This window comes from Actinoalloteichus sp. AHMU CJ021 (assembly GCF_002895405.1).
In the GTDB taxonomy this organism is placed as follows: domain Bacteria; phylum Actinomycetota; class Actinomycetes; order Mycobacteriales; family Pseudonocardiaceae; genus Actinoalloteichus_B; species Actinoalloteichus_B caeruleus.
Window position 1 is genome coordinate 2935026 of the sequence record NZ_CP025990.1, and the last position, 25407, is coordinate 2960432.

Below are 25407 nucleotides of genomic sequence, written 5' to 3' on the forward strand. Positions count from 1 at the left end.
GCACCCGCGAGGTGGGCTGCGGTGAACGCGCCGATCTCCACCGGCACCGCGCACCTCACCCTGTCCCTGGTCGAGTTCGACGTCTGCTGGGAGGTGCTCGGCCTCAACGCGACACCTACGCACCTCGAGGTGCCGAGTCCCGGGAAGACCTGGGAGGAACGTCGGCAGATCGTCCGGGCGGTGCTGTCCGGTCTCACCGCCCGGGGGCTGGCTCGGGGTGGTGCGCCGCACCCCGACCTGGAGTCCTCACTCGGCTTGCTCGCCCACCCTGACTGGGGCCTGCACGGGGGGATCCGGGGGACACGCCAGGTGCGCGCCATCGGTGCCGCGAGGGAACGGCAGGGCGTGGTGGCCGCGCGGCGCGGGGACGAGGTGCGGCTGTGGCCGGCCCCGGTCTGGGAACTCGCGGACCAGCTCGTGGGCCTCGCCGGTGACCGGCCCGCCGGGCCCGGCGAATCGGTCAGCCTGCGCTCGGAGGTCCTCGAGGTGGCGAACAGGCGGGCCACCGACGCCCGGGCGCTGGCCCGCCACCTGGTCGCGGAGGGTGAGCCGCCGGGGCAGGCGCGAGCGCTGGCCGCGATGGTCGACGGGGCGTTCGGTGGCGGGCACTTCGGCGCGGTGGTCCCGGACGGCGGAACCGGGCGCCGGCGGGGCGCCGGCCGGCTCGTGGCGTTCCACGACACCCCCGGTGGTCGGTACCTCCAGCTGCGGCGCCGCACCCCGTCCGGGGCGGAGTGGGTGACGGTGACGCCGGCCGGCAACGCCAGGGTGGCCACCGCCCTGCGGGAGTTGGTCGACGAGGCGCGGGCCGACTGACCGGGGTTCCGCCAGCCGGCCCGCCCGAGCTCAGGCGCTGGTGACCGGGAGGACACCGTCCAACGCGGCGAGCGTCTGGCCGGCGTCCTGCGCGCGCACCCAGGAGCCGACGTCCGGGGACTGCCTGAGCCGCCACCAGCGGGCGATCGCCGCCGCCATCGAGTCCGTGTCGTCCGCCACCAGCCACGGGCCGGCGGGGTCGATCGCGGCCGCCAGCGGGCTCGGCACGAGGGCGGGCACGCCGTTCTCCGCGGCTTCGAGCACCTTCACGCTGACACCGGTGCTGGCCCCGAACCGGGGAACGACCACGAGGCCGACCCGGCGGTAGAAGTCCGAGATGTCGGCCACCCGGCCCGTCGCCACGACCCTCGGGTGGTCCGAGACGGCTTCGGTGCCCCGCCCGGCGAGCACGTAGTCCACGGGAACGCCCAACTGGGTCAGCCGGTGGTGGACGGGGCCGAGCAGCGCGCGGATCGCCCTGGTGTTCGGTGGCCACCCCGCCTTGCCGATGAACCCCACCACTGCCGGGGTTCTCGGTTGTTCCGGCAGCGGCGGCACCGGGGCCCGCCCCCAGCGCGGTTCGGGGGTCCTGGCGGCGGGAACCGAGGGCTCGGCCGGGGCGGGCGCGGCCGTCAGGGGGACGGGAAGCGCGGTGGCGGGAATCCCCCACTCCCGGAGGATGCCCGCATCCGTCCGGGAGAGGGCCAGCACCCGGCCGGCCCGTCCCAGCAGCCACCGTTCCGCGCGGCGGAGGCGCGGGACCTCCCCGAGCACCCTGAGCGGGAGGGGGGCGTGCTCGGCGGCGACGGCTGACTCCACGTTGTGCGCGACGTGCCCTGCGACGGGGACCCGGGCCGCGTCGGCGAGCAGCAGCGCGGGCCAACCGCTGGTCAGCACCGTTCGTCCCGGCGACCGCTCGGCGAGCAGCCCCGCCGCCTGCGGCCAGCCCTCGAAGGAGGTGAACTTGTGGCACAGGTAGGGCTGCGTCGAGGTCATCATGGCGACGGCGACTCCCCACAGCCGCCGCCGGTCGTGCCGGATCTCCAGGGGGACGGAGCCGGCGGAGCGTTGGACCACGCCCTCGCTCGTCCACTGCCCGGGCGGGCCGGTGACGCACACCACCTCGACCTCGTGCCCCGCCGCCTGGAGGGTCCGCACGAGGCGCCGGTCCACCCAGCTGCCACCGCCCAGGTCCTGCCGTTCCAGCGGGTAGCTCGTGACGAAACAGATCTGGTTCGCGCTCATTGCTCGACTCTCCTGTGCGACGGACGGGCTGGCGGTTCGGAGATCTCGGGTGCGGGGAGCTGGCTGGTCCGCCGGGGGAAGCACCGTTCGCGCACCACCCGGGCCAGGAAGAGGGGGTTTCCGACGACGTACCGGTGGAAGAGGCGGCCGGGTTCCTGGCCGAGCCGGAAGACCCATTCGACCCCCGACTCACGCATCCACCGGGGGGCGCGAGGAACCCGCCCCGCCGCGAAGTCGAGGAAGGCTCCCCCCGCGATGCCCAGCCGGACCCCGGTCCTGCGCAGGTGGGCGGCGAGGAACAGTTCCTGGGCTGGGCTGCCGAGTCCGAGGACGAGGAGGTCCGCCCCGCTCGCTCGCACCGCGTCGGCCACCGACCGCGCCGCCCCGGGCGGGAAGTAGCCGTGGGCGTGGCCCACGACGCGGAGGCCGAGGTGCCGCCCGGCCAGCGCGCTGGCCGCGCTCCGCGCGACCCCCGGGCGCCCGCCGAGCAGGAAGACCCGGTGCGACTGGCACGCGGCCAGGTCGAGCACGAGGGGGATAAGGTCGGTTCCGTTCAGGTTCGCTCGGAACCGCGTTCCCTGGAGGCGCGCGGCGAGCTCCACGCCGGACCCGTCGTTGAGCACCAGGTCGGCCGCGAGCAGCGTCCGGCGGTAGGCGGGGTCGCGGTGCGCCAGGTTGGCGGAGTGCGCGTTGACGAAGCACAGCACCGCGGGCTCCGGGTGGTTTAGGAGCCGGTTGGTCTCGGCGATCGCGTCGGGAACGGAAAGGTTCGCGACGGGAACACCGAGAACGGAGGTCGTCGGGATGGACGCGCGCATGCGAACATCGTGCCGCTTTCCCATGCGAAATCAGGCGTGCCACTCCTTCAACTATCGAGTGAGAGTGGAGAACCCAATGGGGGATGAGGCGATGAGAAAAGCAACTCACTGCTACCGAATTGAGAAGAAAAACCGACTGGATCGGCGATTCGGATGAAAAAGGGAGTGAACTTCGAGCCGTGGGTCCGGTCGGCAGGAGGGGCCGTCGTCACCGACCTCGCCCGGTCGAGGCGGCTACAGGCCCGGCTGCACGAGCTGGTGCCCGGCGGTGCCCACACCTACGCGCGGGGATCCGACCAGTACCCGGAGGACATGGCCCCCGTCCTGGTCCGAGGTCGAGGTGCCAGGGTCTGGGACGCGGACGGGAACTCCTACGTGGAGTACGGGAGCGGGCTGCGGTCGGTGACCCTCGGCCACGCCCACCCGCCCGTGGTCGAGGCGGTCCGGGCGTGCCTGGCCGACGGCGTCAACTTCAGCAGGCCCACCGCCCTGGAACTCGCGGCGGCCGAGGACTTCCTGGCCCTGGTGCCCGGGGCGGACATGGTGAAGTTCGCCAAGAACGGCTCGGACACGACGACGGCCGCCGTCCGACTCGCCAGGGCGGCCACCGGGCGTGACCTGGTCGCCGTCTGCCGGGACCAACCCTTCTTCTCCACCGACGACTGGTTCGTGGGAACGGTGCCCATGAACGCCGGCGTACCCGCCGTGACCCGCCAGCTCACCGTCGGCTTCGGGTACAACGACCTCCCCTCGCTGGCCGAGGTGCTCGATCGGCACCACGGGAAGGTCGCGGCGGTCGTGCTCGAACCGGCGACCGCCCTGCGCGAGCCGGAACCGGGTTTCCTGGCCGGCGTGCGCTCCCTGTGCGACCAGCACGGCGCGGTACTCGTGTTCGACGAGATGATCACCGGGTTCCGGTGGGCGGCGGGAGGCGGCCAGGCGCTCTACGGGGTGACCCCCGACCTGTCCTGCTGGGGCAAGGGAATGGGGAACGGGTTCCCGATCGCCGCGCTGGCCGGGAGACGCGAGCTGATGGAGCTGGGTGGACTGGCCACGGCCCGGCCGAGGGCCTTCCTGCTGTCCACGACGCACGGCGCCGAGTCCGTCGGGCTCACCGCGTTCCGCGCGGTGGCCCGCGTGTACCGCGAGACCGATCCGGTCGCCGTGATGGAACGGCGGGGCGCCCGGCTCGCGGACCTGGTCAACGGGGTGGCCCACGAGTTGGGGGTGGCCGACCACGTGGCGGCGGTCGGCCGACCGTCCTGCCTGGTCTTCACCACCTCGGACGCCAGGGGCGTGCCCTCGCAGGCCTTCCGCACCCTCTTCCTCGCGGGCCTGCTGCGGGGTGGGGTTCTCGGCCAGTCCTTCGTGGTCTCCGCCGCGCACACCGACGACCAACTGGACCAGACCGCCTCCGCGGTTCACTCCGCCCTCGTCACGTACCGGCGCGCCCTGGAGGCGGGGTCGACGGAGGGCCTGGTGGCCGGTCCTCCGGTGGCACCGGCGCTGCGGTCCCACGCCAGCCCGCGACAACGACCCGCCGCTCCGCCCTGACCGGGTTGAGGCGGTCGGTGCGCGGGTGGGGGTGCGGCGGGAGCCGGCGTTCCCGATGACCGGCGTGGGCGCCGCCTTCCAGGCGACCCCGGGTCACCCGAAGCGCAGAACGACGAGGCTCTGGTCGTCGTGCCGCTTGGCCCGGGGCCACCGCCGTCCGTCCGGGTCACCCTCCTCGGCGGCCCGGACCCGGTCGAGCACCGCTCGGGGCCCGTCCGTGGTCGCCTCGGCGAGGAGCTCCGGCCAGTCCCGGTAGAGGCCGTAGTCGTCGACGCCGCAGGACACGCCGTCGCTGGCCAGCAAGGCCGCTCGCACCTCGTCGCGGGGCCACCGGGCGACCACGGCGCGGTCGGCGGCATCCGGGTCGGCTTCGGCCACCCAGAACCCGCCATCGACGTTGCGCGACCGCGCGGTCCCCCGCATGGCCGCGCGCAGCCGGGTCCAGTGCTCCTCGTCGTAGCCCGAACCGGAACGGAGCCGGTCCCGGAACCCACCGCGCCGCCCCGGTGAGCGCAGCCGCGCGAGTCGGTCGTCCGTCACGGGGTGGTAGCCGGTCCCGGTGAAGACCACGACCGGGCTGTCGGCCAGGACCAGCGCCTCCACGGCCGTCGACGTCCACCTGAGCAGCGCGGCGGTGCTGGATGGTGAGTCGCCGGGCACCAGGCCGTGCCGGGAGGCGGTCGAGGCGATGCCCGCGCGCAGGATGTCCCGGAGCCCCAACTCCTCGCGGGGGAGCAGCTCGGCGAGTTCGGCCGCGAGACGCTCCGCGTACCAGCCCCCGGTACGCGCCCCCGGTTCCAGTGAGGTGGCGCCGTCGAGCAGGGCGACGGAGTTCGGCAGCACCACCACCCGGTCCTCGGAGTGGTCCCGGCCCGGCCGCTCGGCCACCTCGACGTGGGGCATGGGATCAGCCTAGCCAGGGTCCGCTGGTGGAACGCGCGCTTCGGCGCACCAGGCAGGGAACGGGAGCCGGTGTCCCGGTCGGCACGGGTACCCGTGGAGCTCCCTGGAGGGCGGGCGAGGCCAACGGCCCGGTGGGTCGGGCGGGGCGGCCAGGCGGGCGTCGCTCCGGGCACCGGGTCCGCGTAGGAGCGGGGAGCGGGGGGAGTGGGGGGAGCGGGGCTGGCGCGGGTGCCCGCTCAGGACGCGGTCGCTCGGCAGCACCGCGTGCCTCGCGGTGTCGTGCGGGCGACGACGGCGCCCAGTGGCGGGACGGATTCGGTGCCCTGGCTGGTGGCGGGGTGGGGAGCGCGTGCTCCCCACCCCGCGTGGGCCCGGCCGGCACGGCCCCTCGACGTGCCGGTCGGCGAACCAGCCCTCGCCGGTTCGCTCCAGTCCCGACCAGGGTGGGTCTCGCGCGCGGGCGGGCTCTGGAGCAGCTCCGAGACACCCGCCCGTGGCGGAGGCTCGGAGGTTGGGATGTCTCGAGTGGAGTGGTGGCTCCCCGCTCGCCGAGCCGCGTTCTGGTGTGCCGAACGCCAGCCGACCGTACCCGCTGTCGACTGTCGACGGTGCCTCGTCAGCGGAGTGGGGGGTCTGGGCATCGGGCGGGGGAGCGGGAGCGGAACACCCGAGGTCTCAGTCGGGGGACGGCGCGGGGCGTCTCGCCAGGTGCGTCGACGGCGACATGTCCTCCAGTCGGGAAACCCGTACCAGGGTGGGCTCGTCGAGGTCCGGCGTGAAGGTGAGCATGGCGGTGATGGTGCGGTAGCCACCGTCGTGGCCAACGGCGGAGCTCGCCGGGCTGATGGCGTGCGCCGGTCGGCTGGCGGGTTCCCCCGGCGGCCCTGGGGTGTCGGGGTGGGCGTCCTCGCCGGCCGTCGAGCCGTCCGCTGAGGACGGGACACCCGGCGACGGGGAGTGCCGTGCCCTGCCGGCCTGCTGCGCTTCCCGGCGGACGGGGTCGGCCGTGAAGCCGGCGTGCGCCGGTGACGGGGCCGAACCGCCGTCCGCGTGACCGGACACCGCCTCCTCCTCGGTGGCGGTGCGCTCCTGTTCGGGATCCGTCGACGGGTCGCCGCTCGGGCTCGCGGTGCCGTCCTCGGCCGCGCCGCACTGGCTCGCCGCCGGTGGGGTGCCGTGTTCGCCCTGGTCCACCAGCTCGTCGGGCGATGGGTCGTCCGGGACGCCGGGGCGGGCGGTGAGGAACACCTCGGGCACGGTCGGAGCGGCGGGCGGGGCCTCCTCGGCGGAACCCCCCTCCCAGGGCAGCGCCGGTCCGGGCTCCCGGGCGGGTGGTGCGGTGACGAAGTCCACCGGGACAGGTTCGAGCGGGGGGAGGTCCGGCTGGAGGCCCTGGATTCGGTCGGGAAGACCCCGGAGGCGTTCCTCGAACGCCCGCGTCGCCGCCACGATCCGGTCCTCGACGGTGTGGCTCGCCGCGGGCACCGGCGGGGGATGGGAGGGCAGTGGCGCGGCGCCGGGCGCCGGCGGGGTGAACTCCTCGGCCGACGCGGTCACGCTCGTGCCGAGCCAGGCTCCGACGACGAGCCCCCCGGCGGCGAGGACCCGCAGCCCGATGGCCCGCAGCAGCCGCCCGCGACGGGCCGCGGTCGCGGTGCTGGCCACCCTCACCATTACCACCTGTTGGTTGCCTTCACCTGAGTTCGTTCCGCACGTGCCCTGGAAGGTCCGGCGGTGTCGTGTCGCCGGCGGGGTGGGGCACGTCGCGGAGGACATTGACATCGTCCGCTCCCGCCGTCCGCAACGCGAGCATCCCCTGTCCCAACCACTCGTACAGGCGGACGATCCGCACCGGTTGAGGGATAGGCGACATAGGGGTCACTGTGGGTTATCCACGCCCGGAAGCAGGCTTGATCGGTTGAGTGCGCCGGTCCGCCGCCCGGATGCCCACGCATCCCCACTCACCACCTCGGGTGAAGAGATCACCGGCCGGGCGCGTCCGGCCGATGACCGAAGATGATCTTGGCAAGCTGGCTGCCATGACGATCTCGAACCTGCCGGTGGGACCGGCCGCCGAGTCCCAGCGGCCGCTGCCCGACCTGGTGGAACAGCTTCGTCCCTACGACCCGGACCTCGTCGTGCACGACCCGGGCGGCCCGGCGGAGTGCGTGGTCCGGGGCGGTGAGCTGCTCGTCGCCGCCGACAAGGCCGAGCTGGTGCGGGACGGGCTCCGGCGTTGGGTGGACGGGGAACAGACGCACGACCAACTCGGCGTGACCCGCCTGCGGCTCCGCCCCGCGGAACGCGGTCACTGCGTCGAGCTCGCGGCGGAGGCCGCGACGGCGGCCGGCACGACCGGACCGTCGTCAGTGCAACCCAACCACGTGCACTTCGGCAGCCCGGTCCTCCACGGAACCCCCCTGCTCCAGGACACCCCCGCGCCGGTCGGCCCCGAGCTGGACCGACCAGGGGAACCGGTTCCCCCCGCGCCCGCCGACGAGGTCTGGGAGCCGGCGGTCACGGTGGCCGTGCTCGACACGGGCCTCGACCCCCACCCGTGGTTCGCCGGCCGCACCTGGTTCTCCGAGTGGGGTCTCTCCCCGGAGGTCCTCGACGCCGACGACGACGCCGGCCAGGACCGGCACGCGGGCCACGGCACCTTCATCGCCGGCATCCTCCTCCAGCACGCGCCAGGGGTGACCCTGCGCCACCAGCGGGTGCTGTCGTCCCTGGGGATCACCGACGACGTCACGGTCATGGGTGGGCTGCGCCGGGTCCGCCGCCGTGCCGCCGGCAGCGGGGAGCACGTGCACGCCGTCGTGCTCAGCTCCGGATGCCTGACCGCCGACAACGCCTGCCCGCCGCTCCTGCGCCGGGAGGTGCTCGCGTATCGGGACGCCACCGTGGTGGCCGCCGCCGGGAACCTCGGCTCCGACCGGCCGTTCTGGCCGGCGGCCCTCCCCGAGGTGCTGGCCGTCTCCGCGATCGATGCGGCGGGCCGGCGCCCGGGCTTCGCCAACCACGGGCCCTGGGTGGACGCCGCCGCTCCTGGCGTCGACGTCGCCTCCAGCTTCGTGCAGCTGCGGCCGGGGGCCGGGTACCACGCACCGGGGACCGAACACCGGAGGTACGGCTTCGCCCGGTGGAGCGGCACTTCCTTCGCCGCGCCGAGGATCGCGGCCGAGTTGGCCCTGCTGCGGCGGAACGGGGTGACGGCGGAGGCCGCCCGGGCCGAGGTGTTGCGGCACTTCCCGGCACGCTGAGGGACCGCCGACGGCCGTCCCCGCTCACCCCTTCGGGCGGTCCTGGGCCCCGCTCGGAGCCGAGACGGGTGCTGACGCCTCCAACCCGCGTCGTGATCGGGAACGGGGCGGAGGTGCGGGGTGCGGGGACGGCCGAGGCAGGACGGGGCACCAGGACTGGTCGAACGAGCGCTCGCGGGTGACGAGGTGGCCTGGCGCGAACTGGTCGACGAGTACGCCGAACTCGTCTGGGCCGTGGCGAGGTCGTTCCGGCTCGACCCCGCCGACGCCGCTGACGTGGCGCAGACGACATGGCTGACCCTGGCCGAACGCCTCGCCAGTGTGCGGGACCCGTCCCGCCTGCCTGGCTGGTTGGTGGCCACCACCAGGAACGCCGCCCGTCGGCTGTTGCGCGACCGGCACGGCGAGATCCTCGCCGGCGCGGGCGCGGACATCGCCACCTGGCACGGCCAGGCCCGTTCGGCGGAGGTCGAGGCGATGCTCGGCGCCGAGCGCGCCGGGGTCTGGCGGGCACTGCGGTCCCTGCCCGACCGCTGCCAGCGGCTGCTCACGGCGCTCGCCTTCGCCCCCGAGTGGAGTTACCGGCAGATCAGCCTCGCGTTGGACGTCCCGCTCGCCAGCATCGGCCCCGCCCGGGGCCGCTGCCTCCGGCGGTTGCGCGAACGGTTGGGCGGCGCGACGCCAGCCGACCACCGGTCCCGGGGCGAGGACGTCGGAGGCCGAGGTGAGCTCTGAGCGTCCCGGCGCCCCCGACGAACTCCTCGACGTCCTCGCGGCCGCGCTGCGCACCACCGACCCGATGCCGGAGCGGGCGCGTCGGGACGCGCTGGCCGCCTACTCCCTGGGGCGACGGCGCGCCGCGACCAGCGCCGGTCAGCTGCGTCGACTCGGTGACCAGCTCCTCGCCGGCGGCGGTCCCGTCCTCCGGCGGCGCGGATCGGGGGTGGGGGCCCGCGTGCTGGCCTTCGCCGGGGAGGGAGTGACCCTCACCCTCGACCTGGACTGGGGTGAGCGCGACCAGCTCCGGGTGGTCGGGTTCGTCACCCCGTTCCCCCGCCCGGGCGGCGGAGTCCGGGTCCTGCACCCCGCCGGTTCGGTGTTCGTCGAGCTGGACGGGGGCGGCCGGTTCACGGCGGAAGTCCCCGCCGGCCCGCTCCAGCTGATGCTGGTGCGGCAGGACCAACGGCCGCTGTCCACCGGGTGGTTGGTGCGATGACGGCGCTCGCGCGGGAACACCCGGCGGCCGGGCACGGGCGGGGCGGGCCGGATCCGAGGTGGTTGCTCCGCCGGGCGACCGCCGAGCCCCGGCGGGTCCTCGACGAGTCCGCCCGCGTGCTCGCCCCGGGCACGCGGGGCACCGCTGACCGTTCGCTCGTCGAACACGCCAGGGCGCTGGCCTTCCTGGAACTCGGCGAGCCGGCGCGAGCCCAGCACAGCCTCGACTCGGCGCGCGCGGCCGCGGTCCGCGCCAGGGGAGGCCCGGGGACGGCCTCGGGGTCCTCGCTGAGGCTCACCTCGGCCTGGGTCCGGCTCCGGCTCGGGGACACCGAGGGCTGCCTCGCGCACCTCGACCACCTCGCCCGCCGCCCGGACCCGGGAGTTCGGGCCAGGGCGCACTGCGTGCGGGCGGTGGTGGCCTGCTCCCTGGGTGAGTGGGCCGAGGCCGTCGGACGGCTGGACCGCGCGCTGCGGTCGCTGGCGGCCAGGGGGGACCGGCGGTGGCTCGCCGTCGGGTGCAACGCCCGGGCGGTCGCCTGCGGGTACCTCGGGCGGGAACGGGAGGGTGAGCGAGGACTCCGGCGGGCGGAGCGCATCTGGGAGGCGTTGGGCGAGACCCCGCGTCTCGCCGCCTGCCGGGACAACCGCGGGTTCCTGGCGCTCCGGCGAGGGGACGTGGCGGCCGCGCTGCGCGCGTTCGACGGACCCACCGAACGGGCGGGCGGCCACCGAGGGGACCCGGGGGCGCTGGTCGACCGGGCGGAGGCGCTGATCGCGGCCGGCCTCCTCCGGGAGGCTGGCGACGTGCTGGACGAGGTGGTGTCGCGGGCCGAGGAGTCACGGGATGACGTGGCACGGGCCGAGGCGCTCGTCACGCGGGCGTCCTGCGAACTGGCGCGGGGGCGGCCCGACCTCGCGGTCGGCTCCGCGCGGTCCGCGGCCAGGCTGAGCCGCGCCCGCCGGGGCGCGGCGTGGGTGGTGCTGGCCGACGCGCTGGTGTGCCGGGCGTCCCTGTCCCTCGGCGGACCCGCCGCCCCGGACCTGGCGGCCGCCGAGCGGGTGGCGATGGCGTGCCGTCGGCGCGGCTGGCACTCGGTCGCCGTGGGACTGCTGCTGGCGGTCGGGCGGTTGGCGGCGGAGCGTGGGGTGGCGCACGAGGCCGACCGGGCGCTGCGCGCGGCCAGCGACACCGCGGAGGACTACCCCGGGGGCGATCGTCTGGTGACCGCGAACGGTCTGCTCGCCAGGGGCCTGCGAGCCCTGGGACGGGGCGACGCCGCCGCGGCCGGGCGCGCCGCGACCAGGGGGATGGCCGTCGTCGACACCGATCCGACGCTCCGGGCAGCGGTGGAGCTTCGGGGGCGGGCACTCGAGGTGAGCTCGGAACTCGCCACCGTGGGGCTGGTGTCGGCGGTGCGGGCCGGGGAGCCGGCCGCCGCCCTGCGGTTCGTCGAGCGGCACCGGGCGCGCACCGAGTCGGTCGGGCCGGGTGGGGATCGGAAGCCCCCGTGCCGGGGCGGCGGGCGCGGGGCCTCGCCGGGGCAGCCGGCGGTGGGGTCGCCGCCCTCAGCGGGAACCGAGCCCGGGCGGTGGTCGCGGGACGCGTTCCTGCTGCGCCGTCGCCTCACCGAGCTGCGGGCGGTCCGGCGGACACGCGGCGAGGAGTTCCCCGCGTCAGCGGAGCGGGCGGTGGCGGAACAGGCGCTGCGGCGGGCGAGTGGTCAGCTGTGCGCGCCCCGCGCGCCGGTGCCACCGGAGGTGCTCCCCGACCTGTTGCTCGACCGGTGCCTGGTGAGTTTCTCGCAGGTGGGGGGCCGTCTGGTCGCGGCGACGGTGGTCGCCGGTTCCGAGCCTCGCTGGTGTGACCTCGGGACGACGCGCGAGATCGCGGCGGAGGTCGGTTACCTGCGTGCCGGCCTCGTCCAGCTGGTCGCCACCCCGAGGGGCCGGCTCCGAGGGGCCGCCGCCGGCGCCGTGGCGCGGTCCTCGGCCGCGCTGGACCGCGTCCTGCTCGGGCCGCTGCGAGGCGCCCTGGCCGACCGAGGCGTGGTGGTGGTCCCGACGGGGCCGTTGCACTCGATGCCGTGGGCGGCGCTGCCAGGTCTGGCCGACCGGCCGGTGGTCGTGACCTCCTCCGTGAGCGCCTGGGCGGAAGGCGAGCGCGCTGGGCCTCGCGGTGCCGTGCGGATGGACGGCCCCGCGCTGTGGGTCGCCGGCCCCGGGCTGCCCGCCGCCGAACGGGAGGTCCGCGTCCTCGCCAGGAGGTTCGGTGGCCGCACGCTGGTGGGCGGCGCGGCGACCGCGTCCGCCGTGCTGACCGCCGCCCGGCACGCCTCGCTGGTGCACGTGGCCGGCCACGGGGCCCTGCGGCGGGATCGCCCGCTGCTCTCCGGGCTGGTGCTCGCCGACGGCACCGTCTGTTGCCACGACCTCGCGCCCGCCGGCGGTCGTGGCGGCCCCGACCTGGTGGTCCTGGCGGCCTGCGACCTCGGCCTGGCGTCGGTGGGGCCGGGCGGAGCGGCCACCGGGGTGCCCGCTGCCGTCCTGGCCGGTGGGGCCCGCACCCTGATCGCCAGCGTGCTGCCGGTCCCCGACGGCAGGACGGCGGCCGTGATGGGCGCCCTGTACCGGAACCTCGCGCGGGGCCAGTCGCCGGCGGCCGCCCTCGCCGGGGCGGGGTCAGCCACCGGCGAGCGCGGCTTCGTGTGCCTCGGCGTCGGCTGAGGACCCCGGAGTGGCGGGTCGGGGGGCGCGTCGGAGCCGGGGCGCGCTGAAGCGGGGTGCCCCGCCGTCCCGCCGGCGGTGGGACGCCGGCGTGCTCAGAGCCTCCGCAACCGGCGCAGTGCCTCGTCCAGCACCGCCGTCTTCTTGCAGAAGGCGAAGCGCACCAGGTGCCGCATCGGATCCGGGTTGTCGCAGAAGACCTGGACGGGGATGGCCGCCACGCCGATCCGCTCCGGCAGCGCCCGGCAGAGCTCGGCGCCGTCCTCGTAGCCGAGCGGACGCGCGTCGGCGCAGACGAAGTAGGTCCCCGCCGTGCCCAGCACGTCGAACCCGGCATCGGTCAGCCCCTCCGACAGGCGGTCCCGCTTCGCCTGGAGGTCCTTCCGGAGGCGTTCGACCCAGTCCATCTCCTGGCGCAGGGCGTGCGCGATCGCCGGTTGGAACGGCGCGCCGCCGACGAAGGTCAGGAACTGCTTCGCCGCCCGCACCGCCGAGACCAGTTCGGCCGGCCCGCAGACCCAGCCGATCTTCCACCCGGTGGTGTTGAAGGTCTTGCCCCCGCTGGAGATCGCCAGGGTGCGGTCGACCATGCCCGGCAGGGTCGCCAGCGGCCGGTGGACGGCCCCCTCGGGGGCGTCGTCGTAGACGAGGTGCTCGTACACCTCGTCGGTGATGGCGATCAGGTCGTGCTCCCGGCAGAGCTCCGCGACGGCGGTGAGCTCGTCCTCGGTGAGCACCGTGCCCGTCGGGTTGTGCGGGGAGTTGAGCAGCAGCGCCCTGGTGCGGGGGCCGACGGCCGCCCGCAGCGCGTCGATGTCGAGGCGGAAGCGCTTGGTCGCCGGGTCCAGGACGAGGGGGGCCACCCTGCGGGTGGCGCCGGCCAACGCGACCGCCGCGGCGTAGGAGTCGTAGTAGGGCTCGACCAGCACGACCTCGTCGCCCGGTTCGACCAGGGCCAGCAGGCTGGCCGCGATGGCCTCGGTGGCCCCGACGGTGACCAGCACCTCGGTGTCCGGGTCGTACTCGGTGCCGTACCTGGTGCTGCGGTGCGCCGCGATGGCCTCCCGCAGCTCCGGGCGGCCCGGTCCGGGCGGGTACTGGTTGACTCCCTCGGCGATCGCGCGCCGCGCCACCTGCAACATGCCCATCGGGCCGTCGCTGTCCGGGAAACCCTGCCCGAGGTTCACCGCGCCGGTGCGGGTGGCCAGGGCCGTCATCTCGGCGAAGATGGTGGACGTGAAGGGTCGCAGCCTGTTGACGAGAGCTGGAGTACTCACACGTCGCATCCTGTCAGCCCGCTCCGTCGGGAAGAATCGGCGTCGTGTCCCAGCCTCTGCCCGATGAACTGACCAGGCGGCGCGCCCTGCGCCGGATGAAGGCCGTCGCCACCGGCCTGCTGCTGCTCGCCTCGGTGGTGTACGTGGTGGCCAGGTGGCAGGAACACGCCGGGGCACCGGTCTGGGTGGGGTACGTGCGGGCGGCGGCCGAGGCGGGCATGGTCGGTGCCCTGGCCGACTGGTTCGCGGTGACGGCGTTGTTCCGCCGGCCGCTGGGGCTGCCGATCCCCCACACCGCCATCATCCCCACCAGGAAGAACGAGATCGGCGACAGCCTCGGTGACTTCGTGGGGGCCAACTTCCTCGCCGAGACGGTGGTCCGGGACCGGCTCCGCCAGGCCGAGGTCGGGGCGCGGGTGGGTAGGTGGCTCGCGCGTCCGGACAACGCGGAACGGCTCACCTCCGAACTGTCCACTGCCCTGCGCGGGGCGGTCGCGGTGCTGCGGGACGACGACGTGCGGGTGGTCCTGGAGCAGGCCGTGGTGCGGCGGTTGGAGGAACAACCGTGGGGGCCGCCGCTGGGGCGCCTCCTCGGCCAGGTGGTGGCCGAGGGCAGCCACCACCGGCTCGTGGACCTGCTCTGCGACCGCGCGTACGAGTGGGTGCGGGACAACGAGGACACCCTCCGGCGGGTCGTGTCGGAGCGGGCGCCGTCCTGGTCGCCCCGTTTCGTGGACTCCATGGTCGGCGACCGGGTCTACGGGGAGGTGCTCACCTTCGCCCGGGCCGTCCGGGACGACCCGAACCACCGGGTCCGCCTGATGCTCGACGACTTCCTCACCCAGTTCGCCAGGGATCTGCGGGAGGACCCGGAGGCGATGGCCAGGGCCGAGCGGTTCAAGCGCGAGGTGCTGGCGCATCCCGCCGTGCAGGGTCTCGCGGCCTCGCTCTGGAGCAGGGCCAAGGAGATGCTGTTGTCCGCGGCGGAGGACCCGTCGAGCGAGCTCCGGACCCGGGTTCGCGGCGGGATCGAGTCGTTGGGCGAGCGGCTGGCCACGGACCCCGAGATGCGGGACAAGGCCGAGCGGTGGCTGGAGACCGCGGTGGTCCACGTGGTGGAGAACTACCGCCACGAGCTCACCTCCCTCATCAGCGACACCGTGCGGCGCTGGGACGGGGTGGAGACGGCGAGGAAGGTCGAACTCCAGGTGGGCCGCGACCTCCAGTTCATCCGGATCAACGGCACCGTGGTGGGCGCCCTGGCCGGGTTGGCCATCCACACCTTCTCCCACCTGGTGCTCTGAGCTCGGGACCGCCCCCCTCGGCCGGCCCGGCCTCGGGCGGCTGGGCGGGGGCGGCCACCCTCACTCCCTGGCGCGGTGCCGCCAGTTCCTCGACTTGGCCCGGTTGCCGCACACCCGCATCGAGCACCAGGAGCGGGACCGGTTGCGGGACCGGTCATAGAAGGCCCACAGGCAGGTGTCGGCTGGGCAGATCTTGACGCGGTCCCAGGTGCCGAGGACGGCGAGCCTGGTCGCGGTGATGAGCAGGGTCCCGATGGCGTCCTCACTGGTCAGGGCGGGTACGCCGTCGAGGAGCGTCACGGCGACCGGCCAGGGGCGTGGCGGTTCCACCCGCTCCGTTCCCGGTGCGCCGGCCGCCGCCCGGAGCGCGTCCCGCACCCGCCTGGCCGCCTGGGCGTCGCCGGGCTCGCCGAGCCCGCGCTCCGCGACCCAGCGTTCCCACGCGCTGCCCGAGTCGAGCAGGTCGGTGCCCCGCTCGGCGTCCGCCGTGTTCATGAAGACGATCAGGAGCTCGATCTCCGCGTCGTGGGGGCTCGTCACCGAGGGTCCCTCCGTCATCGGTCAACCCTAGAACGTCCGGTCGTGTGATCCACCCGTTGCGCCCTCTCTGGCATAACCCCCATAATCCTCACGGTGGTTGCTAACCACTGTGACGAGAACGGTGGTGTCGGCGCGAGGGTGGGAAGAACGGCGGTCGAGGTGGACCTGCTCATGTCCGAGCACCGACGTCGAGTGGCGGGAGCCGTCGAACGCGCCCCGGTGGGCTCGGTGGCCTTGTCACCGGCCCGGACCGCGTGGGGGTGGCCGCGGTGGCTGGGCGCACGTGCCTTCCGGCCTCGGTCGCCGGCCGTCCGACTGGCCGCCCGACCGTGCGGAACCGACGATGCGACCGGAACGTGACCGAGGAGAAGGGTGATGACCGATGAGTGAGACGGCCGCCTCCGACAGGCCCGCGACGCCGTTGGCCCTGGAGGGCTACGTGCTGGACTGTCCGGACCCGAAGGCGTTGGCCTCCTTCTACCAGGACCTCCTGGGGTGGACCGAAGTGGTCGCGGACGACCCGGACTGGGTGTCGCTGCGCAACCCGAGCGGGGGGACGCTGTCGTTCCAGCGGGACCCGGAGGTGCTCCCCTCCACCTGGCCCGACCGGGAACGGCACCAGATGGCCCATCTGGACGTCACGGTGGGGGACCTCGAGGCCGAGAGCGAGCGGGCGATCCGGATCGGGGCGACGCGGTTGTCCGAAGGACAGGGGAACTGGGTGGTCTTCGCCGATCCGGCCGGCCACCCCTTCTGCCTCTGCCGGTCCTGAGGTGGATTGAATCGGGGCGGTGACGCGGAATCCCCGGAACTGATCCGGGTCGCCGTTTCCGATTCCTCCGCCGTACGGCTGAGCTGGATTCGACCGTCCGGTGGTGGCCTGCGGTCCGGCCAGGTCAGACGGCTCTCGGCTGTTCGCCGCGCTGGTGACGACGATTCCCGTTTCGCGGTCTCCCTGGTGGCGGAAACCGTTTCGACAGCGCCGAAAAATCCGTCGTCCCCCTTTTTTCTCCAATCCGTTGAGTCGGGAATATTCGCGGTGCTAGTTTCGCGGAACCGGTTCGGCGGCGAACGGGGAAGAGATGGCGACGATCGCCGATGTGGCCAGAGCCGCGGGGGTTTCCCGCAGCACCGTCTCCTACGCCCTGTCGGGGAAGCGGGCCGTCGCACCGGAGACCCTGTCCAGGGTGCGGCGCGCCGTCCGGGACCTCGGCTACACGCCCCACGCGGGAGCCCAGGCCCTGGCGCTGGCCAGGACCGAGGTCATCGGCCTCGTGCTCCACGTCGACCACACCGGGGCGGCGCCGGCGGTGACGCGGTACGTGGCACCGATCTCCTCAGCCGCGCGCCGACTCGGGTACGACCTGCTGCTGGTGACCGACATCGACGGTCCCTCGGCGCTGCGCCGCATCACCGCGTCCGGCCGGGTGGACGGGCTCGTGCTCCTCGACGTCACCCAGGACGACCTCCGACTGCCGGTGCTGCGCGCCGCGGAGCGGCCCGCTGTCCTCATCGGACTACCCCGCGACGTCGGAGGGCTCGACGTCCTCGATCTCGACTTCCCGGCCGCCGCCGAGGTGGTGGTCGACCACCTCGCCGCCCTCGGCCACCGGCGGGTCACGCTGGTCACCCCGCCACGGGAGGTCTTCGCGCGGGGCGTCGGCCACGCCTGGCGCTTCCGGAGCGCCTGCCTTTCCCGGGCCAGGGAGTGGGGGCTGCGGGTCTACCCGCACTTCGCGGCCGCCCGGCAGGTGGACACCGGGCCCGTCCTCGACGCCGTGTTCCGCGCCCACCCCGACGCCACCGCCCTGGTCGTCCACGACGACCGGTCCGTCGCCGCGCTCCCCTCGGTCCTGCACCGCCGTGCGATGCGCGTTCCCGCCGACCTGTCCGTCGTCGCTCTCCACTTCTGGGGCGCCGGTGGCACGCCACCGCCCTACACCGCCGTCGACGCCGCACCGGCCGAGCTGGGCCGGCTGGCGGTGCGGCGGCTGGTCAGCCGGATGACCGCCGCGTCGGGCGACGAGCCCGCCGGCGTCACCTTGGTCAGACCACAGCTCACCGACCGGGCCAGCACCGCCTGACGGTGTCGTGGTCGGGGCCAGCCAGGACGAGGGGAACGGCGATGACAGGAGCCAGGGCCAGGCGGGTGCTGACGGCGACGGCGCTGGTGCTCGGCCTGGCGGCGGCCTGTTCCGGCCCTGGCGCCGACGGCCGGGGCGGAGAGCGCGACTACCGCTTCTGGGACCCCTACACGCAGTTCGGGGACGACTCGGAGTGGGCCGCCCTGGTCGCCGACTGCGGACGCCGGGCCGGTGTCTCCCTGCACCGGACCGGGTACGACGGTTCGGACCTGACGACCAGGGCGATCCTCGCCGGGCAGCAGGGCAGCTCCCCCGACGTCCTCGTGCTCGACAACCCGGTGGTCACGACCCTCGCGGAGGGCGAACTGCTCCTGCCGGTCGACGAGCTGCCCGTGGACCTCGGCGACTTCGAGGAGAACCTGCTCGAGTCGGGGGAGCTCGACGGGACCAGGTACGGGGTGCCGATCGGAGCGAACACCCTCGCCCTGTACTACAACGCGGACGTGCTCGCCGACGCGGAGGTCGATCCGGCGGCCATCCACGACTGGGCCGACCTCAGCGCCGCCCTGACGGAGATCTCGGCGAAGGGCCACCGGGGCATCACCTTCGCGGCGATCGGCAACGAGGAGGGCACCTACCAGTTCCTGCCCTGGTTCTGGGGCTCGGGCGCCGACCTGGAGGAGCTGGACTCACCGGCGGCCGTCGCGGCGCTGCGGCTGTGGAAGGGGTGGCTGGACGCCGACCTCGCCCCCAACTCCGTCATCAACAACAACCAGACCACGAGCTGGCAGGAGTTCGAGACGGGGACGTACGGGTTCGCCCTCAACGGGACCTGGCAACTGGCCAACGCCCGCGCGTCCGGCATCGACTTCGGGGTCATCCCGATCCCCTCCCGGCACGGCGGTCCGGCTCCTGGCGCCGCGGGCGGGGAGATGGTCACCGTCCCCGTCCAGGAGGACCCCAGGAGGTACGAGCGCAGCCGCGCCATCGTCGAGTGCCTCGTCAGCGACGACAACCTGCTGACCACGGACACGGTGCTCTCCTACGTGGCCCCCGTCGAGGCGCTCACCGCCCGCCAGCGGGCCGAGGACCCCGAACTGTCGCCCTGGATCAGCGCGGTGCGGGAGGCCAGGGGGCGCACCGCCAACGACCTGGGGACGAGGTACCCGTTGATCTCCGAGAACCTCTGGACCGCCGTGGGGAACGCGTTGTCCGGCGCCGAGACGCCCCAGGACGCCCTCGCCTTCGCCCAGGAGGCGGTGACCAGCGACTTCGGGCGCTGAACTGGACCGTCCCGCGCCCCCGAGGGCGGGACGGACGCGCGTGGGCGGCGAGGGGCGGAGCCAGCCGGGGAGGCGGGGGCCGACAGTGAGGAACCAGATGACGACCGCACCGAACAGGAGTGGGCCGCGCCGGCGTTGGCCGTCCCCGAGAACGACCGCCTGGGGGTTCCTCGCGCCGCTGGTCGTGTACCTGGTGGCGTTCTACCTCTACCCGCTGCTGCGGAACCTCGACCTGAGCCTGCGCGACCACACCGTCCGTTCCTTCGTGCGGAACGACGCGCCCTTCGTGTGGCTGGACAACTACGTGCGGGTGGTCACGAGCGCGGCCTTCGCCCCCGCGTTGTGGAACACCCTCGTCTTCACCGCGCTGTCCCTGGTCTTCCAGTACGGGATCGGTCTCGCGCTCGCCGTCTTCTTCCACCAGCACTTCAGGTTGTCGGTGCCCCTCAGGGCGCTGTTCCTCGTGCCGTGGTTGCTGCCGCTCATCGTGTCGGCCTCGACCTGGTCCTGGATGCTCAACAGTGAGTCGGGGGTGGTGAACTCGGTCCTCACCGCGTTCGGCGCCGACCCCGTCAACTGGCTCACCTCTCCCCAGTACTCCCTGCTCGCCGTCCTCGTCGCCAACATCTGGATCGGGATCCCGTTCAACCTCGTGCTGCTGTACAGCGGTCTCCGGAACATCCCACCGCGACTCCACGAGGCCGCCGCCCTCGACGGTGCCGGCGGCTGGCAGCGGTTCTGGCGGATCACGATGCCCCTGCTGCGACCGGTGTCGGCGATCACGCTCCTGCTCGGCCTCGTCTACACGCTCAAGGTGTTCGACATCATCTGGATCATGACGCAGGGAGGGCCGGGGAACTCGTCGACGACCCTCGCCACCTGGTCCTACGAGCTCGGCTTCGGTTCGCTGCTGCCCCGCTTCGGCCCGGGGGCGGCGGTCGGGAACCTGCTCATCCTCATCGCCCTGTTCTTCGGCGTCATCCACATCCGGGTCCAGCGGCGGCAGGAGGCGGCGTGAGCACACGGCGGCAGTGGTGGAAGACCGCGCTCGGGGTCGTGCTGACAGCCCTCATGCTCTTCCCCGTCTACTGGATGATCAACGTCTCGCTGACACCCGGCGAGCGGATGCGCCAGACCCCACCCGACTGGTTCCCGACCTCGCCGACCTTCGAGGGGTACGCGGCCGTCCTCCGTGACCAGCTGCCCGCGTTGGGCACCAGCCTGCTGGTCGGGGTGTGCACCGCGGCCCTGACCGTGGCCGTGGCCGCCCCGGCGGGCTTCGCCCTGGCCAAGCTCTCCCCCCTCGGGGGTGGACCACTGCACTTCGTGCTGGTCATCGCCCAGATGATTCCCGGCATCATCATGGCGATGGGGTTCTACTCCCTCTACCTCAGCGTCGGGGGTCTGGACACCTGGTGGGGGCTGGTCATCGCCGACTCCACCCTGGCGGTGCCCTTCGGCGCGCTGGTGTTCACCGCCTTCATGTCCGCCGTCCCCGACGAGATCATCCAGGCCGCGCGCATCGACGGCGCCGGTCTCTGGCGCACCTTCCGGTCGGTCGTCCTGCCCGCCAGCCGGAACGCGGTGGTCACCGTCTCGCTGTTCGCCTTCCTGTGGGCGTGGTCGGACTTCGTCTTCGCCAACACGCTGAACGGGAGCGGGGACGTCCGGCCGATCACCCTGGGCATCTACCGGTACATCGGGAACAACGACCAGGACTGGAACTCGATCATGGCCACCGCCGTCGTCGCCTCGGTGCCGGCGGCGGTGTTGCTGGTGGTCGCCCAGCGCTACGTGGCCGCCGGTGTCACCGCGGGCGCGGTCAAGGACTGACCCCAGGAGTTGCGCACCCGGTGCGTACACCCGGTGTAGGGTGCGCCCCATGTCGACGAGCCAGGCCCTGCTCGGGCTGCTCGACCAGGGGGCTCGGCACGGTGACGACCTCGAACGTGCCTATGACGAGCGCTTCGGCCGCGAGCGGGAACTGAAGCTCGGCCAGGTCCACTCGACCCTGTCCCGCTCGCTGCGGGACGGGTTGGTCGAGGTGGAGCGGACGGAACCCGGCTCGGGACCGGAGCGCGAGCGCCACACGATCACCGAGGCCGGTCGCCGCCACGTCGCCGAGTGGCTCTCCACCCCGGAGAGACCCAGCGCCCACCTGCGGAACGTGTCGTACACGGAACTGAGCCTCGCCCTGCTCACGGGACGCGATCCCGTCCGGTGATCGACCTGCAACGGGGAGAGCACCTGACGCTGATGCGCGAGTTCACCCGCGGGAAACGGGATGGCGACGTGGCCGACCAGCTCGTGCGCGACTACGCGCTGCCGCACCTCGAGGCGGACCTGAGATGGTTGGACACCGCCGAGGCGAGGATGGGACAGCTCGTGAACAACGGGGGACAGGAATGACGGCGGGCGTGAGGGGTGCGGCGGACGGTGGATCCGGGCCGCTGCTCACCGCGGTGGGACTCGAACTCACCTTCGGGCGGAACCCGGCGCTCAGAGGCGCGAACTTCACGATCGAGCCCGGTGAGATGGTCGCGGTCCTCGGCCCCTCTGGTTCGGGCAAGTCGACCCTGTTGCACTGCCTCGCCGGAATCCTGGTGCCCACGGCCGGCTCGGTGGTCTTCGACGGCCAGGAGGTCTCGGCGATGAACGATGTGCGGCGCAGCGAGCTGCGCCGCACCTCCTTCGGGTTCGTCTTCCAGTTCGGCCAGCTCATCCCCGAGCTGACGGCCCTCGAGAACGTGGCGATGCCGTTGCGGTTGTCGGGGAAGCGGCGTCGGGTGGCGGAACGGCAGGCCCTCGAGTGGCTGGACCGGCTGGGCGTGGGTTCCGTGGCCGACCAGCGCCCCGGCGAGATCTCCGGCGGGCAGGGACAACGCACGGCCATCGCGCGGGCCTTGGTGGCCGGTCCGAGGGTCGTCTTCGCCGACGAGCCGACCGGCGCCCTCGACTCGGTGCAGGGGGACGAGGTGATGACCCTGCTCGCATCCGTCGCGAGGGAGACGGATGCCGCCGTCGTCCTGGTCACCCACGAACCACGCGTCGCCGCCTACTCCGACCGCGAGGTGATCGTTCGGGACGGGCGGACCGACGACCAGCGGGCGAACGGGGAGCGGAACCTGTGAGTCCGCCGTCCTTCACACCGGTTCGCTGGCTGCGCGACCTCGCGCTGGGGGTCAGGTTGGCGTTGACCGGCCGCACCCCCTGGGGCCGGATGGGCCTGAGCGCGGCCGGGATCGCGCTCGGCGTCACGGCCCTCTTCGCCGTCGCCACGTTGCCCGAGATCATCGGCCTCCGCGAGGAGCGGGACGCGGCGCGGGCCCCCGTCGCCGTCCACGAGCTGTCCGACGCGGAGGGCGTACCGGCCGCGGCGCTGGCGGCGACCTCCGCCAGCACCAGGTTCCAGAACGAACGGATCAGGGGTTTCTACGTCACCGACGTCGGCCCCGAGTCCCCGCTCCCGCCCGGCGTCGACGCGCTGCCAGGCCCAGGGGAGATCGTCATCTCCCCTGCCCTGCGCGAGCTGCTGGCCGCCCCCGAAGGGGAGCTGCTCCGGCCCCGCTTCCCCGAGCGCGTCGTCGGCGAGATCGGCCCGGAGGGGCTGACAGGGCCGTCCGATCTGTACTTCTACGCCGGCGCGGAACGGCCGATGGTCCAGTCGGACGTGGTGGTCGGTTTCGGCGGGTACGACCGGATCGGAACCCTGTCCCCGATCCTCTGGGTCAGCTACGCGGTGGGGACCGGGGCGATCCTCGTGCCCGTCGTCGTCTTCGTAGCCAACGCGACCCGGCTGGCGGAGTTCTCCCGCATCCGTCGACTGGCCGCGCTGCGGCTGCTGGGCGCCGACCGCCACCAGATCCGGCGGCTGGCCGTCGGCGAGGCCCTGCTCGGAACCGCTCTCGGGCTGCTGGTCGGAGCGCTGCTCTTCGCGGTCGCCAGGGCGTGGCTGACGTCCCTCCCGATCGTGGAGGGCGGGCTGTTCCCGGACGACATCCGCCCGAACCCGTGGATCCTGGCCGTCGTGGTCGTGGGACTGCCGCTGCTCGCGGTCGGCAGTGCCCTCTTCGCGACGCGTCGCGTCGCGGTCGAACCACTGGGGGCGGCCAGGGCGGGCGCGGCGGAACCGAGGCAACTGGGGTGGCGGGCCGTCCCGCTGTTGCTCGGCCTGGTCGGGATGGCTCTGGTCAACTGGGGCATGCTCTCGGGGAGCAACGATTTCGCGCCGTTGCTCCTGACCACCTCGGTGGTCCTGATGCTGGCCAGCATCCCCGCCCTGCTGCCGTGGATCGTCGAGCGGCTCGTCGGTGGGGCACGCGGGGGGCCGGTGGCGTGGCAGCTCGCGGTGCGACGTCTCCAGCTGGACAGTTCGACGGCCTCCCGGTCCGTCAGCAGCGTCGCGGTCGTCCTGGCGGGTGTCATCGCGCTCCAGGCCGTGCTCACCTCGACCGCCGCGTCGCTCAGGGAGATCGAGGCGACCGGGGACGGGAGCTCTGGATTCACCATTTCCTCCTCACCCCAGGTGATCCCGGTCCCGAGGGAGGAGGGCGTTGACGCGCTCCGTGGCCTGCTCGACTCCCTGTCCGCCGACTTCCCCGAGGGGCACGTCACCGGGTGGCTGGAGACGTCGGGCGAGGACGGGGACGGGGACCACTTCCCGGTCGTGATCGGCGACTGCCCCAGCCTGGTCACGATGTTCGAGGTGAACGACTGCGTGGACGGCAGTTCCTACCGCGCGGCCCTGGACGGCGAGCCCATTCCGCTCGTCCCTGGGCAGACACTGACCCTCGACCCCAACATCTGGCCGGTGAGGCCTGGGGAGCCGGTGCGGGTGGGCGAGCCCTTCGAGATTCCGGCCGGCGCCAGGGTGATCAAGCCCCTGGACGAGACCGTCGGCTGGTACCACGGTCGCGCCCTGGTCCTCACCCCCGGGGCCGCGGTCGACCTGCCCGAGGCCACCTACTACCAGCACCTGCACCTGCGGTTCGACGAGGTGGATCCGAGGCTGGTCGAGGAGGTGCGCAGCGCGGTCTGGGAGGAGTTGCCCGCGACCTACCTGTACGACGACATCCTCAGCTTCGACGAGGAGGCCAGCTCCCTCGTCCACGCTCGCCAGGGGCTCTGGATCGGAGCGTTGATCACCTTCGCGCTGGTGGCGAGCAGCCTGCTGGTGGTGGCCGTGGAACAGATCCAGGAGCGGCGCCGCCCGCTGGCCGTGGTGGCGGCGGTGGGGGCGCGTCGGCGCACGCTGGCCGGGTCCGTGCTGGTGCAGACGGCGATCCCGATGGTCGCGGGACTGTTCATCGCCGTGGTGGTGGGACTGCTGATCGCCGGGTTGGCCCTCGTCCTCCTCTTCGACCACTTCGAACCGGACTGGGCCGGGATCGCGGCGATGGCGGGCGTGTCGGCGGCAGCCGTTCTCGTGGTGACTTTGTGTACGCTGCCCACACTCCGGCGCGCGTCCCGCCCGGAGGAGCTCCGTTCGGAATAGGTAGGGCCGGGCGAGCTGCGCCGGGGGAGTCCTCGGTGGTGGTGCGGCGTTCGGGGCGCGGCACCAGCCTGGTGGCGACCGGAGTGGACCCGACGAAGCCGCGTCGGTTCACCGTGACGGCCGCCGGCGAGCCTGGGCCGTGGTCGAACGGGGTGGCCACGGCCCAGGCCCTTCCCGGGAGGACGATGCTCCGGCGCGGTACCCGCCGCACGGGTGCCCGGGGCGAGGCCGATCGGTCGGCCCGCGAGGTGCTCCGCCCGTGTTCGCCGCGACCCGTCCGCACGCTCCCACCGGGGGATGGGCGCGGGGTCCCGGGCACGGCGAGCGCGCCTCACCGGCGGCGGTAGGCGAGCGGGCGCGGCCCGCCGTGCGCAGCGGGTCCGGTAGCCGCAGCGGGTTCGGCCGTGCGAGGTGCCGGCCCGGGCGGGCGAGGACGCGCCACCCGGCGGCCGGCGGATCACCCGAAGATGTCGAACACGTTGTCCAGGAAGTCCTTGCGCCGCTTCTTCTTGGAGTCCCGGTACCGTCCGTGGTGGTCCCGGTCGCGGTGGTCGTCGTCCCAGTACTCGCGGTCGCGGTGGTCGTCCCGGTAGCGGTCGCGGTACCGGTCGTCGCTCCGGGGATGGGGCTCGTGACGGCGGTCGTGGACCCGCGAGGGGGGTGGGCCGGGGCGAGGTCCGGGTGGTGGCGCCGGCCGGCCGTAGTGCGCCCGCTCGGCGAGTGCGAGCTGTTCGAGTTCCCCCCGGTCGAGGAAGATCCCCCGGCAGCCCTGGCACTGCTCGATGTGCACTCCGTTGCGCTCGTACGTGCGCATCACGTCGTGACACTTGGGGCACAGCAGATCCATGCCGTCAGAGTAGGAACGACCTCGTTCGTACCCGGTG

Annotated in this window: 22 protein-coding genes and 1 pseudogene; 15 read left to right on the top strand and 8 right to left on the bottom strand. The window is 73.8% G+C overall.

Annotated elements, in window-relative coordinates; translation table 11 throughout:
- Positions 1-21: 21 nt before the first annotated feature.
- Positions 22-816 carry an ESX secretion-associated protein EspG gene (locus C1701_RS12480; protein WP_051314157.1) on the top strand — a complete coding sequence of 265 codons (795 nt, stop codon included), beginning with the start codon at positions 22-24 and terminating at the stop codon, positions 814-816.
- Between the two features lie 30 nt (positions 817-846).
- On the opposite strand, the gene C1701_RS12485 is transcribed toward C1701_RS12480, so the two are convergent.
- Together C1701_RS12485 and C1701_RS12490 are read right to left on the bottom strand one after the other, a co-directional pair.
- Complete coding sequence (locus C1701_RS12485) at positions 847-2061, bottom strand: glycosyltransferase (protein ID WP_337662252.1); 1215 nt, start codon at positions 2059-2061, stop codon at positions 847-849.
- Positions 2058-2879, bottom strand: a complete 822-nt coding sequence (locus C1701_RS12490) for a WecB/TagA/CpsF family glycosyltransferase (protein ID WP_337662253.1) — start codon at positions 2877-2879, stop codon at positions 2058-2060. The genes C1701_RS12485 and C1701_RS12490 overlap by 4 nt, the downstream gene beginning before the upstream one ends.
- A 165-nt stretch (positions 2880-3044) precedes the next feature.
- Between C1701_RS12490 and C1701_RS12495 the strand changes: the two genes are divergently transcribed.
- Positions 3045-4433 carry a glutamate-1-semialdehyde 2,1-aminomutase gene (locus C1701_RS12495; protein WP_103055953.1) on the top strand — a complete coding sequence of 463 codons (1389 nt, stop codon included), beginning with the start codon at positions 3045-3047 and terminating at the stop codon, positions 4431-4433.
- A gap of 93 nt (positions 4434-4526) precedes the next feature.
- Here the strand turns inward: C1701_RS12495 and C1701_RS12500 are convergent, their stop codons facing one another.
- From C1701_RS12500 to C1701_RS27355, 3 genes are all read right to left on the bottom strand, one after another.
- Positions 4527-5336, bottom strand: coding sequence for a protein phosphatase 2C domain-containing protein (locus C1701_RS12500; protein WP_030104560.1), 810 nt, complete (start codon positions 5334-5336; stop codon positions 4527-4529).
- A gap of 675 nt (positions 5337-6011) precedes the next feature.
- Positions 6012-7001: a hypothetical protein gene (locus C1701_RS12505; RefSeq protein ID WP_156038321.1), complete on the bottom strand. Its 990-nt coding sequence runs from the start codon at positions 6999-7001 to the stop codon at positions 6012-6014.
- A 28-nt stretch (positions 7002-7029) separates the two neighbouring features.
- Positions 7030-7209 (bottom strand): hypothetical protein, encoded by a 180-nt coding sequence (locus C1701_RS27355; protein WP_030104558.1) that lies wholly within the window; start codon positions 7207-7209, stop codon positions 7030-7032.
- A gap of 166 nt (positions 7210-7375) precedes the next feature.
- Here C1701_RS27355 and C1701_RS12510 point away from each other — a divergent pair, with 166 nt between their 5' ends.
- The 4 genes from C1701_RS12510 (at position 7376) to C1701_RS12525 (ending at position 12541) form a co-directional block, all read left to right on the top strand.
- Positions 7376-8599, top strand: a complete 1224-nt coding sequence (locus C1701_RS12510; RefSeq protein ID WP_026419632.1) for a S8 family peptidase — start codon at positions 7376-7378, stop codon at positions 8597-8599.
- Between the two features lie 120 nt (positions 8600-8719).
- Complete coding sequence (locus tag C1701_RS12515; protein ID WP_051314154.1) at positions 8720-9334, top strand: RNA polymerase sigma factor; 615 nt, start codon at positions 8720-8722, stop codon at positions 9332-9334.
- The gene (locus C1701_RS12520) at positions 9324-9815 is read left to right on the top strand and encodes a hypothetical protein (RefSeq protein ID WP_026419631.1); all 492 of its coding nucleotides are present in this window, start codon (positions 9324-9326) and stop codon (positions 9813-9815) included. The genes C1701_RS12515 and C1701_RS12520 overlap by 11 nt, the downstream gene beginning before the upstream one ends.
- The gene (locus tag C1701_RS12525) at positions 9812-12541 is read left to right on the top strand and encodes a CHAT domain-containing protein (RefSeq protein WP_103055954.1); all 2730 of its coding nucleotides are present in this window, start codon (positions 9812-9814) and stop codon (positions 12539-12541) included. Before C1701_RS12520 ends, C1701_RS12525 begins: the two co-directional genes overlap by 4 nt.
- Before the next feature lie 95 nt (positions 12542-12636).
- On the opposite strand, the gene C1701_RS12530 is transcribed toward C1701_RS12525, so the two are convergent.
- Positions 12637-13818, bottom strand: a complete 1182-nt coding sequence (locus C1701_RS12530; RefSeq protein ID WP_103055955.1) for a pyridoxal phosphate-dependent aminotransferase — start codon at positions 13816-13818, stop codon at positions 12637-12639.
- A gap of 95 nt (positions 13819-13913) precedes the next feature.
- On the opposite strand from C1701_RS12530, the gene C1701_RS12535 reads away from it, so the two are divergent.
- Positions 13914-15122 (top strand): DUF445 family protein, encoded by a 1209-nt coding sequence (locus C1701_RS12535; protein ID WP_030226620.1) that lies wholly within the window; start codon positions 13914-13916, stop codon positions 15120-15122.
- 60 nt (positions 15123-15182) lie between these two features.
- On the opposite strand, the gene C1701_RS12540 is transcribed toward C1701_RS12535, so the two are convergent.
- Positions 15183-15680 (bottom strand): CGNR zinc finger domain-containing protein, encoded by a 498-nt coding sequence (locus C1701_RS12540; protein ID WP_026419627.1) that lies wholly within the window; start codon positions 15678-15680, stop codon positions 15183-15185.
- Between the two features lie 364 nt (positions 15681-16044).
- Here C1701_RS12540 and C1701_RS12550 point away from each other — a divergent pair, with 364 nt between their 5' ends.
- The 8 genes and pseudogenes from C1701_RS12550 to C1701_RS12585 all read left to right on the top strand — a co-directional run bounded on the left by C1701_RS12550 (position 16045) and on the right by C1701_RS12585 (position 24523).
- Positions 16045-16434 (top strand): VOC family protein, encoded by a 390-nt coding sequence (locus tag C1701_RS12550; protein WP_030104551.1) that lies wholly within the window; start codon positions 16045-16047, stop codon positions 16432-16434.
- Between the two features lie 310 nt (positions 16435-16744).
- The gene (locus C1701_RS12555; protein WP_103055956.1) at positions 16745-17746 is read left to right on the top strand and encodes a LacI family DNA-binding transcriptional regulator; all 1002 of its coding nucleotides are present in this window, start codon (positions 16745-16747) and stop codon (positions 17744-17746) included.
- A 41-nt stretch (positions 17747-17787) separates the two neighbouring features.
- Positions 17788-19029 (top strand): sugar ABC transporter substrate-binding protein, encoded by a 1242-nt coding sequence (locus tag C1701_RS12560; protein WP_026419623.1) that lies wholly within the window; start codon positions 17788-17790, stop codon positions 19027-19029.
- A gap of 97 nt (positions 19030-19126) precedes the next feature.
- Positions 19127-20047 carry a carbohydrate ABC transporter permease gene (locus C1701_RS12565; RefSeq protein ID WP_026419622.1) on the top strand — a complete coding sequence of 307 codons (921 nt, stop codon included), beginning with the start codon at positions 19127-19129 and terminating at the stop codon, positions 20045-20047.
- Positions 20048-20100: 53 nt separating this feature from the next.
- Positions 20101-20862, top strand: coding sequence for a carbohydrate ABC transporter permease (locus C1701_RS12570; RefSeq protein WP_211256544.1), 762 nt, complete (start codon positions 20101-20103; stop codon positions 20860-20862).
- Positions 20863-20911: 49 nt separating this feature from the next.
- Positions 20912-21438, top strand: a pseudogene (locus tag C1701_RS12575) (PadR family transcriptional regulator).
- Entirely contained in the window at positions 21435-22160 is a 726-nt protein-coding gene (locus tag C1701_RS12580; RefSeq protein ID WP_051314153.1) for an ABC transporter ATP-binding protein, read from the top strand. The pseudogene C1701_RS12575 and the gene C1701_RS12580 overlap by 4 nt, the downstream one beginning before the upstream one ends.
- Positions 22157-24523, top strand: coding sequence for an ABC transporter permease (locus C1701_RS12585; RefSeq protein WP_026419619.1), 2367 nt, complete (start codon positions 22157-22159; stop codon positions 24521-24523). The genes C1701_RS12580 and C1701_RS12585 overlap by 4 nt, the downstream gene beginning before the upstream one ends.
- 457 nt (positions 24524-24980) lie before the next feature.
- Here C1701_RS12585 and C1701_RS12590 read toward each other — a convergent pair whose 3' ends face one another.
- Positions 24981-25370 (bottom strand): zf-TFIIB domain-containing protein, encoded by a 390-nt coding sequence (locus C1701_RS12590; RefSeq protein WP_035292516.1) that lies wholly within the window; start codon positions 25368-25370, stop codon positions 24981-24983.
- Between the last annotated feature and the right edge of the window lie 37 nt (positions 25371-25407).